Source organism: Thiothrix sp., from assembly GCF_028714775.1.
Lineage (GTDB): Bacteria > Pseudomonadota > Gammaproteobacteria > Thiotrichales > Thiotrichaceae > Thiothrix.
Genome location: NZ_JAQTLS010000002.1, coordinates 245,081 through 261,195 on the forward strand (window position 1 = coordinate 245,081; position 16,115 = coordinate 261,195).

Here is a 16,115-nt window from a genome sequence, read left to right on the forward strand (position 1 = left end):
TTACGGTTTGTCTGGTGCGCTTGGGTCAGCCATCAGGCCGATCTTTTTCGCCCCTGCCTGTTGTGCCGCGACCATCGCGTTCATCAGGTAACGGTATTCCACGGTGCTGTCTGCCCGGATGTAAACGGGGCGTTCGGCTTTGGGGTCTAGTTCTTGGGTGACATAGCGTTGCAGGCCAGTTGCGTCAACCTCATCACCGTTGTCCAACAGGAATGTCCCAGCTTTGTCCACGCCGATTTGTAAAGGTTCCAACTGATTGTCGGCGTGTAAGGCATCGGCTTGCGCATCGGGGGCATCCACATTCACCCCGGTCTGCATCATCGGCGCTGTCACCATGAAAATGACCAGCAACACCAGCATCACGTCGATGTAAGGCACGACGTTCATCTGTGACATGGAACGGCGCTTGCGGCGGCAAGTGGTACTCATGCCGGTTTCCTCTGCGCGGCGGCGTGGCGCTCCAACAGCGCGGTGAATTCTTCGCGGAAGTTGTCGTAACTGACCACCATGCGGTCAATCTTGTCGCTGAAACGGTTATAGGCAATAACCGCTGGAATCGCTGCAAACAAACCAATTGCGGTGGCGATCAATGCTTCTGCAATGCCGGGGGCAACCACGCCCAAGGTAGCTTGCTGCATTTGCCCAAGGGAAATAAAGGAGTTCATGATCCCCCATACCGTGCCAAACAGACCCACGTAAGGGCTGGTGGAACCGACAGTTGCCAGAAACGCCAAGTTTTGTTCCAACTCATCCACTTCTTTGGAAGCAGCAACCCGCATCGCCCGCTGCACGGAATCCGTCACCGACAAGCGTGCGGTGGGGTCGGTGGCAATCGCGCGTTTGTATTCGTGGAAGCCGTCGTAAAAGATGCGCTCCAAACCTGTGCGGTTGGTCGTTTGGGATAATTCTTCGTACAGGGAATTCAGTGAAACACCGCTCCAGAAGCGTTCTTCAAAGCGGGTAACGTTGCTTTGGGTGGAACTGATCTTGCTGGATTTCGCCACAATGAGTGCCCACGATAGCAACGACGCCATCATCAGCATCAGCATGACAATTTTAACGACCAGACTGGCGTCGGTAATCAGTTTCAAAATGGATAAATCGGTAGTCACTTAAATCAATTCCCTTATGTCTGAAGGTATCGGCGTAGGACGCCATGCACGGTTCTCAACGCACACCACTTTGACTTCGCCGCTGGTCAACAGTTCACGGTTGCCGTTGTTATCTTGCCGCCAGATGGTTTGCTTAAACGTAATGCTGGCTTTTCCGACGTTATTTATAGCAGTTTTGACAAAAAGTTGCTCATTAAAACGGGCAGGTTTTCGGTAAGCAATGTCCAATGAACCGACAACGAAAACAATGCCTTGCGCTGCTAGCGTGTCCTGCTCAAAGCCTAAATGACGCAACCATTCAGTACGGGCGCGTTCCATAAACCGCAAATAATTCGCGTGATAAACGACGCCACCTGCGTCCGTGTCTTCGTAATAGACCCGCACGGGTAGCTCGAATTCATTCAAACAGGTCAAAACTTGAACCTTCTTTACTGTTAGTGTTGTCCAGATGCGCCGGAACATTCAGCCCAAAATGTTGCCATGCCCGCCGGGTAGCCACCCGCCCGCGTGGTGTGCGCATCAAGTAGCCCTGCTGGATGAGGAAAGGTTCCAGCACATCTTCAATCGTACCGCGTTCTTCACCAATGGCTGCCGCAAGGCTATCAACCCCGACCGGGCCACCGTCGAATTTTTCCATTACCGCCAGCAGTAAGCGCCTGTCCATGTGGTCGAAACCTTGCCCATCCACATTCAGCATATTCAAGGCGCGGTCGGCGATTTCCGGGGTAATCAGCCCATCGTGTTTCACTTGCGCGTAATCCCGCACCCGGCGCAACAGGCGGTTGGCAATCCGGGGTGTGCCGCGTGAGCGCCGCGCAATTTCATACGCGCCACCCTCATCTACTTTCGCCCCGACGATGCCTCCAGCACGGCGCACGATGTAGGCCAAATCTTCCACATTGTAAAATTCCAGCCGCTGCACAATGCCGAAACGGTCGCGCAAGGGCGAAGTCAGCAATCCCGCCCGCGTGGTTGCCCCAACCAGTGTGAACGGCGGCAAATCCAGCTTGATGGAACGCGCCGCTGGGCCATCGCCGATCATGATGTCGAGCTGGAAATCTTCCAAAGCCGGGTAGAGAATTTCTTCGACTACCGGACTCAGACGGTGGATTTCATCAATAAATAATACATCATGTGCTTCGAGATTGGTTAATAACGCCGCAAGATCACCTGCCTTTTCCAGCACTGGCCCCGATGTTTGGCGTAAATTTGCCCCCATTTCATGGGCAATGATATGCGAAAGTGTGGTTTTGCCCAAGCCCGGCGGGCCAAAAATTAATACATGGTCGAGCGCTTCCTTACGCTGGCGGGCAGCACCAATGAAAATTTCCATTTGTTCGCGCACCACGGGTTGTCCGATGTAATCCTGCAAGCGGCGCGGGCGGATGTGTTCATCGGCGTGGTCTTCCTCACGGCTAGCGTGGGGGGAAAGGGTGCGGGTGGGTTGCTTTTCCATTGTTTGGTTTCATGTCATTGATTATGCGGTATTCTAACGGGTTGGTGTGGGTTGCACTAGATCACATCAATTGCTTGCTGATCAAACTGAATCAGGTCTACACTAAGTTACACTATTTGTTATTTGATGTAGACCTATTCCACCATGCAACCGAGCAAACAGCTTCTCAATACATTAAAAGCACTCGCTGATGCAGAGCATTTTCTGTTTACGTTAGATGATTTGCGAGGTGTTTTGCCGGAACAAACCTTGACTGCGTTCAGGGCGATGTTGGCGCGTATCGAACAAACGGGCTTGCTTAAGCGGGTTTGTCGGGGCTTATACTTTTACCCGGAAGTCCATCCCGCCGATGGTTTGCTGTTATACCATGTGGCTGCCCGCCTGCGTGCCGATGAATTCAATTACATCAGCTTGGAATCTGCACTGAGTGATGCGGGTGTTATTTCCCAGATTCCCCTGAGTTGGGTCACAATCATGTCATCCGGGCGCAGCCATATTGTGGATTGTGGGCGGTACGGCAAGATTGAATTTATTCATACTAAAAAACAGCCAAGTGATCTGCTTGGGCAACTTGGCTATGACTCACGTTGCCATTTATGGCGGGCGTCGGTTGCCTTGGCGCTCAAGGATATGCAACAAACTCGCCGTGACACTACCTTGATTGATTGGGATACTGCTCATGAACTTGTTTGACCAACTGGTATCCCAAGCCCTCAAAAGCCAAGGTGAACTCGCCCCTTTACGTATCGTGGTGGAAAAGGAATTGTTGCACCACGATATTTTGCGGGAAATGTCAGCGGCGGGTCTGCTCAATCAACTGACGTTTATCGGTGGCACTTGCCTGCGTGCCTGTTATGGCTCCAACCGTTTGAGCGAAGACCTTGACTTTACGGGTGGGGCAGGCTTTCAGCGTGAAACCTTGCAGCAGCTTGGAAAGGTGTTGGTCGGATGCTTGCAAATAAAATACGGCCTAGCGGTTGAGGTCAGCGAACCGCGTCGGGAATCCGGCAATGTGGATACGTGGAAACTGAAACTGATTACTCACCCGGAACAAAAAAATCTGCCAGCGCAGCGGATCAATATCGACATCTGTGCCATCCCCAGTTACGACAAACGCCCGATGGTCATTCGCAACCATTACGGGGTGGATATGGGGACATCTGGCCTAATCCTGCAAGCAGAAAGTCGTGAGGAAATTTTTGCCGACAAACTGGTGGCTTTCGCGCTTCGCCCAAATCGGATCAAAAACCGTGACTTGTGGGACATTGGTTGGCTCAAACAGCAGGGTACCGTCGTACCGTTGGCATTGCTTGCCAAAAAGGTGGCAGACCATGGCTACATACCCGAAAACTTTATGCCATTAATGGCGCAGCGTTCACAACAGTTACGCGCTGACCCCGCAGTTAAAGCAGGCTTTATACAGGAAATGCGCCGCTTCTTACCCCCGGATGTAGTGGTTCGTACCGTAGAAGCACCTGCATTTTGGGATTATTTGGCAGGTGCGGTACAGGAAGAATGTGCGCGGGTGTTGGGCTTTTTGGCAGCGGGAGGGGAGGCCACCCCGGCATTCAGGATGTAGGATTAGCTGCATTCCCGCCACGCCGCTTCCAGCCGCTTTGCCGAAGTCGGTTTGGCAGTCCCCAATTCCTGCGCAAACAGTGAAATGCGGAATTCTTCCAGCATCCAACGGTATTCATGCAGTTTTTCGTTGGTTTTGCCTTGTTGCTGCTTGGCCTTCCATTGATCCCAGAAAGGTTGAACTTGTACCCGCAAGGCGCGGTCTTTGGTCGGGTTTTCCGCCAATTTCTGCAAACGCCGTTGGATGCCCTTGAAGTAGCGGGGAAAGTGGCGTAATTCGTCCGGGGATATATTTTCCAAAAAACCGACGTACACCAGATGGTTGGTTTGGTCGCTGATGTCGTTCATGGCTTCCAACCACGTCGGTTGCACTTTGCCTTTCAACTGCTTGCGGATGTCGTGGTATTGCGCCAAAGTCGGGGCAAGTAACCGCGCCGTTTCTTGTGCTTGGGCAAAAAGCTGTTTGCGGCATTCGCCCAGCGCGTGTTGGAAGCTGTCCTGCTTGCGGATGGTGAGGTAATCGGCAAACGCTTGGCGGAACACGTAGCGGGTGATGCTTTCCTTGAGTTCTTCGCACTTGCCGGTGGCGGCGTATTGCAGGCACATCGCCGCCATTGACGGCAGGTGTTTGGGGATGTCTCGCACTTCCGCTGGTAACGCTAGCCAATACAGGCGCAACACGCCTTGCCAGTGGTGTGCGCTTGCATCCGCTTCATTATCGAACAAACGGATTGCCACGCTGTTGACCTGATCCACCAGCGCAGGCCATGTGCGTAATTTCATCCCGCCCGTTTTCAGCCAATGGTTGTCGGGTAAATCGCCGAAATCCCATGCGGTAATCCCGGTGCGTTCAATCGACTGGACAGGTTGCGCCGCCAATTGGTGCTGGGTCTGTTGGCGCACTTTGCCTTTCAGCGTGTCCAAATCGCGCCCCGCTTTGATCACTTTGCCGCTGTCATCGGCGACTTCAAAACGCATCTGTAAGTGGGGTGGTAAAGCCAACTCTGCCCAAGCTTCTGGCGCAATGTGGTTGCCGGTCATGCGCAATAACTGCTTTTCCACCGCTGCTTGTAACGGCACGTCATCACTGGGTTGGATGGATTCCATGCAAGCACGCGCGTAATCCGGCGCGGGCACAAACTGTTTGCGCACTTGTTTGGGCAGGCCACGGATCAGCGCGGTAATTTTTTCTTCCAGCATCCCCGGCACAAGGTATTCAAAGCGCGTCGGGGCAAGCTGGTTTATGCCCAGTAGCGGCACGCGCACGGTTACGCCGTCATCTTCTGCCTTTGGGTCAAAATGGTAGCGCAAGGGCAAAATCATTCCCTGTACCTGCAACGTGTCGGGGAATTGCCCGCTACGTTCGTGCCCCGCTTCGCGTTGCATCAAGTAATCGCGGCTCAAAAACAGCAGGTTGGGATTTTTGTGTTCCGCCTGCTTGCGCCAACGCTCAAATGAATGCCCGTTAACCACATGCGCGGGGATCAGGGGTTCGTAAAACGCAGTCAGGCGTTGTTCGTCAGCCAAAATATCGCGGCGGCGGCCTTTGGCCTCCAGCACTTCCACTTCGCTGATCAGGTCGGCATTGTGGCGGAAAAATGGCGCGGAGGTGCGGTATTCGCCGTACACCAGCGCATGGCGGATAAAGATTTCGCGGCACGTTGGCGGGTCAATGCGCCCGTAACTGACCTTGCGTTTGGGCGTAATAGTAATGCCGAACAGCGCGGTGCGTTCAAACGCGGCGACTTGCGCGGCATTTTGTTCCCAATGCGGCTCGGTGTAATGGCGGCGCAATAAATGGTCGGCGAGTTTTTCCACCCACTCCGGCTGGATTTTGCCGACTACACGAGCGTACAGGCGCGATGTTTCCACCACTTCCGCTGCCATTAGCCATTGCGGGGCTTTTTTCTTTAAGCCAGAGGCGGGGAAAATGTGGAATTTGCGTCCGCCAGCACCTAAATATTCACGTTCCTCGTCTTTCTGTCCGATATTACTGAGCAAACCGCTGAGTAAACTGAGGTGAATGGTGTCGTAGTTAGGCGGCGTTTCCTCGTTGTTTTCCTTTTTCTCATGCACCGTGCCGCCCATTTCTAACACCATTTGGTGCAATTGGGTGTGGATGTCATGCCATTCTTGCAGGCGCACGAATGAGAGGAATTCCTTCTTGCACAACTCGCGGAATTTACGTTGACTCAGGTGACGGCGTTGCTCGTGGAAATAGTCCCACAGTTTCAAAAAGCTCAGGAAATCGGAGGTTTCGTCTTTGAAACGGCTGTGTTTTTCATCGGCGGCTTGTTGCTTTTCCAGCGGGCGTTCACGCGGGTCTTGTAAGGTCAAGGCGCTGACGATGATCAGCACTTCGCGCAATACACCGTTGTCGTGCGCTGCCAGCAACATGCGCCCGTAACGCGGGTCGAGCGGCAATTTCGCCAATTGATGCCCGATGGCGGTGACGTTGTAATCATCATTCACCGCACCCAATTCATACAGCAGCTTGTAACCGTCGCGGATCAGGCGCGTATCGGGCGGCTCGACGAACGGGAAATCTTCCACATCCGCCACCCTCATGGTCGCCAATTGCAGGATGACTGCCGCCAGATTGGTGCGCAGGATTTCCGGCTCAGTAAATAACGCCCGTTTGTTGTAATCGTCCTCCGCGTACAAGCGGATCGCAATGCCATTGCTGACCCGTCCGCAGCGCCCGGAACGTTGGTTGGCGGAAGCCTGCGATACTTTTTCAATCGGTAGCCGTTGCACCCCTGCCCGCCACGAATAGCGTGAAATCCGCGCATAGCCGCTATCCACCACGTATTTGATGCCGGGAACTGTCAGTGAGGTTTCCGCCACGTTGGTTGCCAACACAATGCGTTGTCGCCCGTGTGGCTCGAAAATGCGGTGCTGTTCTTCCGCCGATAATCGCGCATACAGCGGTAGGATTTCTGTCGCGGGTGGATGGTGTTTGCGCAAGGCTTCCGCCGTTTCACGGATTTCACGTTCACCGGGCAGGAAAATCAGGATGTCGCCGGGAGCTTCGCGCCCCAATTCATCCACAGCATCCAAAATTGCCGAGGTTTGGTCGCGCTCGTATTCCTCTTCCGCATCCACATCCATCAGGGGGCGGTAACGGATTTCCACCGGGTAAGTGCGCCCCGACACATTGATAATCGGCGCGTCGTTGAAGTGGCGCGAAAAGCGTTCAGGGTCAATGGTGGCGGAGGTGATGATGACTTTCAGGTCACGGCGTTTCGGCAACAACCATTTCAAATAGCCGAGCAGGAAGTCGATGTTGAGGCTGCGTTCGTGCGCTTCGTCGATGATCAGAGTGTCGTATTGGCGCAAATGACGGTCTTGCTGGATTTCCGCCAGCAAAATGCCGTCGGTCATGACTTTGATGTAACTATCCGGCGAACTGCGGTCGTGGAAACGTACTTTGTAACCGACTTGCTGCCCCAGCGCGGTTTTCAGTTCTTCCGCAATGCGTGCCGCCACGCTGCGTGCCGCAATCCGGCGCGGTTGGGTGTGACCGATGAAGCCGTCCACCCCGCGCCCCAATTCCAAACACATTTTCGGCAATTGGGTGGTTTTACCCGAACCCGTTTCACCACACAAGATCACGACTTGGTGGGCGCTGATGGCTTTGAGGATTTCTTCGCGGCGTTGGGCGACCGGCAAATCGTCCGGGTATTCCGGTTTGGGCAGGTTTTGCAGGCGCAAGGCGCGGCGCTGGGCGTGTTGTGGATGGTGGTTGTTCAAGCGGGTGCAATCTATCTAGCGAGAAGAGCGCCCATTGTATCCCATATTTTGTTAAATGCAGGATGTGCTGCAAACGGAAATTGGGAAGCGTTGCGGGCATTTCGGACAGCCGGATTTTTTTTCACCAAGCCTAACAACTCCGCCTTGGCTCGCTCGTGCTGCCCCAGATGGAAGTAACTCACGCACCGCGCCAGTTCTCCCCAAAACCCAAAGCGCTGGATACGTTCCGCGTGGTTCAGGGCTTGCGCGTAATCACCTTGGTTGAAGTGGTGCAGGAATGGCAACACATGATACCAATCCGGCTGGGTGAAACGGGTGCTCAGCAAACGCTCAATGGTTTGCAGGGAAGCTTCTTTGTCGCCCAAAAAGTACAAACCCATCCCGCGCAAATATTCGCCGGACATATCGAACGGATTGGCTTGGCGGGCAATTTCCAGTTCAATGCGGCAGAGGGTGTAATCACTGCGAAAATAGCTGTTATGGGCAAACACCGAATGCGCTTCGGCATTGCCGGGGTCGAATTTCATCGCCATGCGTGCCGCATGAGTCCACACGCCATCCAAATCCTCAATCAGGCCGTATTGCAACACATGCTCATAGCCACACAAGCGCGACAAGATTACCAGTGCTTTGCTGTCTTCCGGGAATTGTTGCAGGCGTTGTTGGCAAGTTGCTAAGGTTTGCGCAAAACTTTCGCGGGTAATGTTGTGCAAGAAAGCCAAATAATCGACGAGGACGCGCTGATGTACAGGGATCGTGGCGGGGCTATTGAGCAAGTATTGCGCCCAGTGGTGCAACGCAATGCCAGAGTGAACCGAAACCGTGCTGGCGGCTACTTCACGGCACATGCCATCCAAGTCATCTTGGGTCGGCTGGGCGGGCAGGGTGATGATGCTTTGCCACGCAAGTTCATCGCTGCGGGTGTGCGCAAGCGTGTAACATAGGTCAACACCATCAGTATGGGAGCGGATGTCGCAATTGAGGATGTAATCCGCTTGGAACTGCTCCCACGTATTTCGTAACACCTGTTGGGTGAGGGTCTGGTCAGTTTTGAGCGATACCGAGGAAACCAGTCGGATATTACGGAAGCGGCTCAGCATCAACAATAAATCGCCGCGTAATTTGTACAGCAGCGGATAAATTGCGCTGTCTTCCCCATGCAGCATTTGGAAGTGCACAAACAAACGCGGGCCTTCGGTGATGCGCACCAGCCCTGCTTCTTGTGTAGGCGTAGCTTTAGCCGCTGCTACTTGTTTGGAAGGGAAGTTGAATTCAACCTGGTAAGAACCTTTCGGCATATTGATCATAACCGTGCCGTGGTTCGTACTATTGCGGTAATACGCATCCAGCAGTTTGCGCAAGCGTCCCGCTTCAATACGCACCACCGGGTTATGAAACGGTGAGAAATCAGCGGGTTTGCCCAGCGCATGAAGTGCAATGCTGTATTGGTTCAGGTCGTCCCCACGACCATTGAGCGTTTCTTGCACGACATAGTGGAGAAACTTTTTGATCAGTTTCCTGCTGCGAAAGCCCGGACTAGCAAGCACCCGATCCAACTCGGCAAGGATTTGGTGCTTATCAATACTCATAGCGTGTTGTCGAAAACATGGTTTATTCCTAGCCTCTTTGTATTTTTCTGAGAAATAGCCGTCAAACAATTAGACTGCGCTTTATATCAGAAAAAAGTAGCACAAGGAAATGATAAATTCTTATATCAATCAAGCCGCATGTGTTACCGCTGGGGCAGGGGAGAGCGGGAGTTTGATGACTTCTTGCCCGCAGTTCTCCTTGGAAATTTGGTTACGCCCGTTGCGTTTTGCCCGGTACAACGCACGGTCGGCAGCATTTAACAGCATCGCCGGATAGACCAGCCCGGTATCTTCGTTGGTGGCGTTGTCGTGCGGAGTGCTCGGTGTGCAACACGAAACACCCACGCTGACCGTAACAATGCGCGGAATAGCGCCGTCAGAATGCGGAATGCGTTGCTCTTCCACACTTTTACGCAGGCGTTCCGCTAATTTGGCAGCATCTTCCAGCGAGGTATCCGGTAACAGGATGACAAATTCCTCACCACCGTGGCGTGCCACCACATCTGAAGCGCGACGCGCCACGGCTTTAATGCATTGCGCAATGATTTGCAAGCATTGGTCGCCTGCGTGATGCCCGTGGCGGTCGTTGTAGCGCTTGAAATGGTCGACATCAATCATCAGCAGCGAAATATTTTTGCCTTCCCGTCCTGCCCGCCGCCATTCCGTCTTAAAAATGCTATCGAAGAAGCGCCGGTTAGGAATTTGTGTCACCGGGTCAGTGTGCGCCTGTTCCTGCATTTGCAGCTTGGCTGCGTGCAAGTCATTCAACAGGTGGGTAACAAACTGTGAGGCCATTGCCAGCAGCACGCCCAGTAATAATGCCGCGACCGCCAGCGACTGGTGGGCTGTATCATTCAGTAGCACCAAGTTGAGCGTAATGGGCAACATAATGATGGTGATTTGCACATACAACGCAAACCGCGACAGCGCCAGCACCGGCATCGCGGAAATCACCGCCGTCGCCAGCAGCAACACATGCACCGCTTGTATCAAATCTTGCGGGGAAAATAGCACAATCCCAGACGCGCCCCACAGCGCACTGATCAGCGTGGAGTAAAACAGGTAACGTTGCCCGAAGGCGTTTAATTCCTCCTGCGTGTGGGCATACGCAGAGGTGGGCAGGAATTGCTGGCCAAACAGCCAACGCATCACCCCCATTGCCACGACCGCCGTGTACCAGATCAGTAGCAACGCCATGTTTTCATCACCCTCGACCCAGCGTAGCAACACGAAAAGGCTAGCCGCAAACAAGTTGCCCCAGAACCAAATCGAGCCATGACGGGAAAGGAATGCAATTTGACCGTGCAATACGACGGGCGGTATGTTGGATGGTGAACCTGTCTTTTTCTTATTCATTAACATTGCGTGTTCTGCTTTTCGTGTCAAACGGTCGTCGTGCCTTGACTGACTGCCCCTGTAGGTAGTCAAGGTTAACTATAGCGTATGTCCGCTCTAGTTACGCTTTTTCTTGTGAATTCTACGTTATCAATCATAGATGTAAATTATCGACAGCAGCAAGCTGAAAAAATGTGCGAAATTCATGGGTTAGCTACTGGTTGGGATAATTTGCCCAATTGTTCAGCGCAAACCCTCTTGGAGGGTTATAGCCCCAATTCCCCCCACATCCCATCCACGCGGGACTTGACCGCCGCATCCATCACAATCGGCGTACCCCACTCCCGCGTGGTTTCCCCCGGCCATTTATTGGTCGCATCCATCCCCATCTTCGACCCCAGCCCCGACACGGGCGAGGCGAAATCCAGATAATCAATCGGCGTATGCTCAATCAACGTGGTATCCCGCGCCGGATCCATCCGCGTCGTCATTGCCCAGATCACATCCTCCCACTTGCGCGTATTCACATCATCATCCACCACGATAATGAACTTGGTGTACATGAACTGGCGCAGGAACGACCAAACCCCCATCATCACCCGCTTGGCGTGACCGGGGTATTGCTTCTTAATGCTCACCACTGCCATGCGATATGAACAGCCTTCCGGCGGCAGGTAAAAATCCACAATCTCAGGAAATTGCTTTTGCAAAATTGGCACGAACACTTCATTCAACGCCAAGCCCAAAATCGCCGGTTCATCCGGCGGTCGCCCCGTGTACGTGCTGTGGTAAATCGGGTCTTTGCGGTGCGTAATGCGCTCAATGGTAAACACCGGAAAGCTGTCTACTTCGTTGTAATAGCCGGTGTGGTCGCCATACGGCCCTTCGGGAGCCATGTCGTCGGGGTAAATATGCCCTTCCAGTACAAATTCTGCCGAGGCGGGAACTTGCAAATCCGACCCCATGGCCTGCACCACTTCCGTCCGCGAACCGCGCAGCAGCCCCGCAAATGCATATTCGGAAAGCGTATCGGGAACCGGCGTGACCGCTGCCAGAATGGTTGCCGGATCAGTGCCAATTGCCACTGCCACCGGAAACGGCTTGCCCGGATTGGCTTGCTGCCAGTCACGGAAATCCAGCGCCCCGCCCCGATGCGACAACCAGCGCATGATCACGCGATTCTTGCCGATTACTTGCTGGCGGTAAATGCCCAGATTCTGCCGACTTTTTTCCGGCCCCTTGGTGATGACCAAGCCCCATGTGATCAGCGGGGCAACGTCCCCCGGCCAGCAATGCTGGATCGGCAAGCGGCTCAAATCCACTTTGTCGCCTTCCACCACCACTTGTTGGCAAGCCGCCTTGCTAACTACCTTTGGAGCCATATCCAGCACTTTTCTGAATACCGGCAGGGAGTTCCACGCATCTTTGAAACCCTTCGGTGGCTCTGGCTGTTTCAGCAGTGCCAGCAGTTTGCCGACTTCGCGTAAGGCTTCGGTCGATTCCTCACCCATGCCCAAGGCTACACGGCGCGGTGTGCCGAACAGGTTGGCGAGTACCGGCACGCTATGCCCCTTGGGGTTCTCGAACAGCAGCGCAGGGCCACCTGCCCGCAGCACGCGGTCGGCGATTTCGGTCATTTCCAGATAGGGGTCAACTTCGGTTTTGATCCGTTTCAGTTCGCCCATTTTTTCCAGTTGCTGGATAAAGTCACGCAGGTCTTGGTATTTCATGGGGGGATAATAACGGAAATATCAGCCAAGCGGCTATGGGCTTGCGTATAATCCGGGCTTTCGTCGTTAGGTAGGCAAAACATGGCACAAGAACCCGACAAGGCACTCCTGAACAAGCATTTCCTGCGTTATTGGTTGGCAACCCGTCCCGGCTTTCTCGCCGCGAGCCTGATTCCCGTGCTGATCGGTGCGGCAGCGGTGGCGCACGGTGGTGGCAAGGTCAGTTTCCTGCTGTTGTTGCTGACGTTGTTGGCAACGGCGCTGGTACACGCGGGGATCAATGTACTGAACGACTATTACGATGATGAAAATGGTACTGACCGTTGCAATACCCAGCGAATTTTTCCCTTCACGGGCGGCAGCCGCTTCATCCAAAACGGGGTGTTAAGTTCGGGGGAAACTTTCGTGTTCGGCGCATTGCTGCTTTCCACCGCGATGCTGTTGGGGGTAGGGCTGGCATGGGCAAGCGGTACGGGCTTGCTGTGGATTGGCGTGGCAGGTTTGCTGCTGGGCTGGGGGTATTCCGCGCCGCCCTTGCGTTTGAATAGCCGGGGCTTGGGCGAACCGGCAGTGGCGCTGGGTTTCGGCATCCTCACTCCATTGGGTGCGTGGTTTGTGCAAACCGGGGAAATGGCGTTTTACCCAGTCCTTGTCAGTTTGCCGGTGGCATTGTTGGTGATGAATATCCTCTTCATCAACCAGTTCCCCGACCATCAGGCCGATGCTGCCAGTGGCAAACACCATTGGGTGGTGCGTTTGGGCTTGGAAAAGTCGCCGAGTATTTACCTCGCTTCCGTTGCATTGGCTGCTGCAATCTTGCTGTTACTCGCGCTGACGGGGGCAGTGCCGTTTTGGTCGTTGCTAAGCGTGTTGCCGTTGGGCTTGGCGTTTAAAGCGGGCGTGATCTTGCGGGAAAATGCCCAGCAGCCCGCCGCGTTGGAGCCAGCCATCAAAATGACCATCGCCAGCATGGTGCTGCACGGAATGCTGTTAACCCTAACCCTGTGGCTGGTATAGTCCGCGCATGAATAATACCCACCACAACCCGCCGGGATTTGCCCGCGCTTACGCTGCCCCACTGTGCGGTCAATTCCGTATCCTGCCGGAAGATTTCATCGTTGATGAACAGATGGACATCGCCCTCTCCGGCACGGGTGAGCACCTGTGGCTGCAAGTGCGCAAAACCAGTTCCAACACCGACTGGGTAGCGATCCAGCTTGCCAATATCGCGGGCATGGCGGCGAAAGACGTGGGTTACGCAGGGCAAAAAGACCGCCACGCCGTCACCACCCAATGGTACAGCCTGCAACTGCCCGGCAAGGCCGACCCGGATTTTTCCAGCCTGCCACCGGAGATCGAAATCCTCCAACAGTGCCGCCATGACAAGAAGTTGCGGCGTGGCGCACTCAGCAGCAACCGTTTTATCCTCACCTTGCGCCATTGCACGGGGGATTTCGCCCAAGCTGAAAGTATCTGCCAGCAAATTGCCAGCCACGGTGTGCCTAACTATTACGGCGAACAGCGTTTCGGCAATGAGGGCGGCAATGTGGAAAAAGCCACCCGTTGGTTCAGCGGTGAATTGCGCCCCAAAACCCGTAACCAGTTTAGCCTGTACCTGTCTGCTGCCCGCTCGTGGATTTTCAACCACATTCTCGCGCAACGGGTAGCACAGGGCACATGGAACCAACGCCTTCCGGGTGATGTATTCATGTTGGAAGGCAGCCATGCATGGTTTGCGGATGATAATGCCCCCAACCTCCAAGAGCGTTTGGATACACTCGACATCCATCCCAGTGGCGTCTTATGGGGCAAGGGCGAACTGGATTCCCAAGGGGAAGCGCGGGCACTGGAATCCGAACAAGCTGCCCAATTCCCGATCTTATGTGCGGGGTTGGAAAAGCAGGGGTTGAAGCAGGAACGCCGCGCCTTACGCATCAAAGTCGGGGAAATCGGTTTCGAGGTGCTGGATGCGGAAACCTTGCGGCTGTCATTTACCTTGCCACCGGGTGCATACGCCACGGTATTGCTGGAACAGTTAGGGGAATTTACCCAAGCGCAGCCAGCAACTGTTCCACGTCCTGCGCCGAATGTGCTGCCGACAGCGTAACCCGTAAGCGGGAGGTATTTGCAGGCACGGTCGGTGGGCGGATCGCCGTCACCAGAATGCCTTGCGCTTCCAGCTTACGGCTGATTTCCATGGCTTGCTCGCTGCTGCCGATCAAGATCGGTTGGATCGGGGTATCGGAAGGCATCAGCGGTAAACCAAGCTGTGCCGCACCTTGGCGGAATTGTTGGATCAGCGCCTGTAAATGTTCCCGCCGCCATGTTTCGGTTTGCGCCAGTTGCAGGCTGACCAAGGTGGCGGCAGCAATCGCGGGTGGTTGTGCGGTGGTGTAAATCCACGTGCGGGCGGTTTGGATCAGGTATTCAATCAAGTCGTTGCTGCCCGCAACAAACGCGCCTGCGGTTCCCAGCGCTTTGCCGAGCGTACCCATCAAGATCGGCACGTCGTCTTGGCTCAAGCCTTCAGCTTCCAGCAAACCTGCGCCAGTTTTGCCCAATACGCCGATACCGTGCGCATCATCCACCATCAGCCATGCATCGTGTTCGCGGGCAATCAGGGCGAGTTTTTGCACCGGGGCAACATCCCCGTCCATGCTGAATACTCCGTCGGTGAGGATCAGGCGGGTGGCATCGGCATCTTCCTGTGCCAGCAAGCGTTGGCGCAGGTGCACGGTATTATTGTGCGGGTAACGGGTCAGTTTTGCCCCAGACAGCAAGCCTGCATCTATCAGTGAGGCATGGTTCAAACGGTCGGCGTAAACGCGGTCTTTGCGCCCATCCAGCAGTGCATTCACCACGCCTAAATTCGCCATATAGCCCGTGGAAAATAGCAGCGCCCGGTCACGTCCGGTGAATTCTGCGAGTGCTTCTTCCAATTGCTGATGCGGGCGGAAATGCCCGTTGACTAAGTGCGCTGCGCCACTGCCGACGCCATAGGTATTGGCGGCTTGTTGGAAAGCGCGGATGACATCGGGGTGATTGGCAAGGCCAAGGTAATCATTGCTGCAAAACGTCAGCATCCGTTTGCCATTTACGACAACATGCGGTTGTTGCGGGGAATCAGCAGTGCGGGTTTCGCGGTAAAGATGCCGGGAGCGGCGGGCTTCAAGTTCGGTGCGGAGTTTGGTGAATTTTGAATCGGGAGGCATGTGCTGTAGGGGATGTTGCGTGGGGGCGAAGGTTATCCGCCCCCAGCAGGCATTTAGCCTTTCTTGATCATGAAAGTGTATTCGCCGCCAGTCTCGCTGGTGCTAACCATTTCATTACCAGTTTGTTTGCAAAATGCTTCCATGTCCTTAACGGAGCCTGGGTCAGTTGCAATTACTTTCAGGATTTCGCCGGAAGCCAAACCATTAATGGCCTTTTTAGTGCGAAGGATTGGCAGTGGGCAGTTAAGGCCACGGGCGTCCAGTTCCTGTTTAAAATCAGACATGTCTTCTCTCTCCTGATCTCAGAGTTAATGTGAGTGCGATCCAAAACTTGATGCATGTAACATATC

Annotated in this window: 14 protein-coding genes; 4 read left to right on the forward strand and 10 right to left on the reverse strand. The window is 54.4% G+C overall.

Annotation, left to right across the window (positions count from 1 at the left end; all coding sequences use genetic code 11):
• From PHE17_RS02655 to ruvB, 4 genes are read right to left on the reverse strand one after another with little or no spacing between them, the layout of a single operon-like run.
• Positions 1-429, reverse strand: coding sequence for an ExbD/TolR family protein (locus PHE17_RS02655; RefSeq protein ID WP_301014264.1), 429 nt, complete (start codon positions 427-429; stop codon positions 1-3).
• Positions 426-1,112, reverse strand: coding sequence for a protein TolQ (gene tolQ / locus PHE17_RS02660; RefSeq protein WP_301014265.1), 687 nt, complete (start codon positions 1,110-1,112; stop codon positions 426-428). The genes PHE17_RS02655 and tolQ overlap by 4 nt, the downstream gene beginning before the upstream one ends.
• Positions 1,113-1,526, reverse strand: coding sequence for a tol-pal system-associated acyl-CoA thioesterase (gene ybgC / locus PHE17_RS02665; protein ID WP_301014266.1), 414 nt, complete (start codon positions 1,524-1,526; stop codon positions 1,113-1,115).
• Positions 1,510-2,568, reverse strand: coding sequence for a Holliday junction branch migration DNA helicase RuvB (gene ruvB, locus PHE17_RS02670; RefSeq protein WP_301014267.1), 1,059 nt, complete (start codon positions 2,566-2,568; stop codon positions 1,510-1,512). Before ruvB ends, ybgC begins: the two co-directional genes overlap by 17 nt.
• Before the next feature lie 144 nt (positions 2,569-2,712).
• Between ruvB and PHE17_RS02675 the strand changes: the two genes are divergently transcribed.
• Together PHE17_RS02675 and PHE17_RS02680 are read left to right on the forward strand one after the other, a co-directional pair.
• Entirely contained in the window at positions 2,713-3,261 is a 549-nt protein-coding gene (locus PHE17_RS02675; protein WP_301014268.1) for a hypothetical protein, read from the forward strand.
• Positions 3,248-4,147, forward strand: coding sequence for a nucleotidyl transferase AbiEii/AbiGii toxin family protein (locus PHE17_RS02680; RefSeq protein WP_301014269.1), 900 nt, complete (start codon positions 3,248-3,250; stop codon positions 4,145-4,147). The genes PHE17_RS02675 and PHE17_RS02680 overlap by 14 nt, the downstream gene beginning before the upstream one ends.
• 2 nt (positions 4,148-4,149) lie before the next feature.
• On the opposite strand, the gene hrpA is transcribed toward PHE17_RS02680, so the two are convergent.
• The 4 genes from hrpA to ubiD form a co-directional block, all read right to left on the reverse strand.
• Entirely contained in the window at positions 4,150-7,899 is a 3,750-nt protein-coding gene (gene hrpA, locus PHE17_RS02685; RefSeq protein WP_301014270.1) for an ATP-dependent RNA helicase HrpA, read from the reverse strand.
• An 11-nt stretch (positions 7,900-7,910) separates the two neighbouring features.
• A complete protein-coding gene (locus PHE17_RS02690) occupies positions 7,911-9,488 on the reverse strand; it encodes a hypothetical protein (protein WP_301014271.1) in 1,578 nt (525 codons plus the stop codon).
• A gap of 129 nt (positions 9,489-9,617) precedes the next feature.
• Positions 9,618-10,850 carry a diguanylate cyclase gene (locus tag PHE17_RS02695; RefSeq protein ID WP_301014272.1) on the reverse strand — a complete coding sequence of 411 codons (1,233 nt, stop codon included), beginning with the start codon at positions 10,848-10,850 and terminating at the stop codon, positions 9,618-9,620.
• 239 nt (positions 10,851-11,089) lie between these two features.
• Positions 11,090-12,553, reverse strand: coding sequence for a 4-hydroxy-3-polyprenylbenzoate decarboxylase (ubiD, locus tag PHE17_RS02700; RefSeq protein ID WP_301014273.1), 1,464 nt, complete (start codon positions 12,551-12,553; stop codon positions 11,090-11,092).
• 81 nt (positions 12,554-12,634) lie between these two features.
• Between ubiD and PHE17_RS02705 the strand changes: the two genes are divergently transcribed.
• Both PHE17_RS02705 and truD read left to right on the forward strand, forming a co-directional pair.
• A complete protein-coding gene (locus tag PHE17_RS02705; protein WP_301014274.1) occupies positions 12,635-13,570 on the forward strand; it encodes a prenyltransferase in 936 nt (311 codons plus the stop codon).
• Positions 13,571-13,577: 7 nt separating this feature from the next.
• Positions 13,578-14,660 (forward strand): tRNA pseudouridine(13) synthase TruD, encoded by a 1,083-nt coding sequence (gene truD, locus PHE17_RS02710; protein ID WP_301014275.1) that lies wholly within the window; start codon positions 13,578-13,580, stop codon positions 14,658-14,660.
• Here truD and bioF read toward each other — a convergent pair.
• Together bioF and PHE17_RS02720 are read right to left on the reverse strand one after the other, a co-directional pair.
• Positions 14,599-15,765: an 8-amino-7-oxononanoate synthase gene (gene bioF / locus PHE17_RS02715; RefSeq protein WP_301014276.1), complete on the reverse strand. Its 1,167-nt coding sequence runs from the start codon at positions 15,763-15,765 to the stop codon at positions 14,599-14,601. The genes truD and bioF overlap by 62 nt on opposite strands.
• A gap of 53 nt (positions 15,766-15,818) precedes the next feature.
• Positions 15,819-16,049 carry a sulfurtransferase TusA family protein gene (locus tag PHE17_RS02720; RefSeq protein WP_301014277.1) on the reverse strand — a complete coding sequence of 77 codons (231 nt, stop codon included), beginning with the start codon at positions 16,047-16,049 and terminating at the stop codon, positions 15,819-15,821.
• Between the last annotated feature and the right edge of the window lie 66 nt (positions 16,050-16,115).

What these genes read in the sequence shown, in the direction of transcription:
- PHE17_RS02655 (WP_301014264.1), bottom strand. Translation starts at nt 429, where the DNA reads ATGAGTACCACTTGCCGCCGCAAGCGCCGTTCCATGTCACAGATGAAC.
- ruvB (WP_301014267.1), bottom strand. Translation starts at nt 2,568, where the DNA reads ATGGAAAAGCAACCCACCCGCACCCTTTCCCCCCACGCTAGCCGTGAG.
- PHE17_RS02675 (WP_301014268.1), top strand. Translation starts at nt 2,713, where the DNA reads ATGCAACCGAGCAAACAGCTTCTCAATACATTAAAAGCACTCGCTGAT.
- PHE17_RS02680 (WP_301014269.1), top strand. Translation starts at nt 3,248, where the DNA reads ATGAACTTGTTTGACCAACTGGTATCCCAAGCCCTCAAAAGCCAAGGT.
- PHE17_RS02690 (WP_301014271.1), bottom strand. Translation starts at nt 9,488, where the DNA reads ATGAGTATTGATAAGCACCAAATCCTTGCCGAGTTGGATCGGGTGCTT.
- PHE17_RS02695 (WP_301014272.1), bottom strand. Translation starts at nt 10,850, where the DNA reads ATGTTAATGAATAAGAAAAAGACAGGTTCACCATCCAACATACCGCCC.
- ubiD (WP_301014273.1), bottom strand. Translation starts at nt 12,553, where the DNA reads ATGAAATACCAAGACCTGCGTGACTTTATCCAGCAACTGGAAAAAATG.
- PHE17_RS02705 (WP_301014274.1), top strand. Translation starts at nt 12,635, where the DNA reads ATGGCACAAGAACCCGACAAGGCACTCCTGAACAAGCATTTCCTGCGT.
- truD (WP_301014275.1), top strand. Translation starts at nt 13,578, where the DNA reads ATGAATAATACCCACCACAACCCGCCGGGATTTGCCCGCGCTTACGCT.
- bioF (WP_301014276.1), bottom strand. Translation starts at nt 15,765, where the DNA reads ATGCCTCCCGATTCAAAATTCACCAAACTCCGCACCGAACTTGAAGCC.
- PHE17_RS02720 (WP_301014277.1), bottom strand. Translation starts at nt 16,049, where the DNA reads ATGTCTGATTTTAAACAGGAACTGGACGCCCGTGGCCTTAACTGCCCA.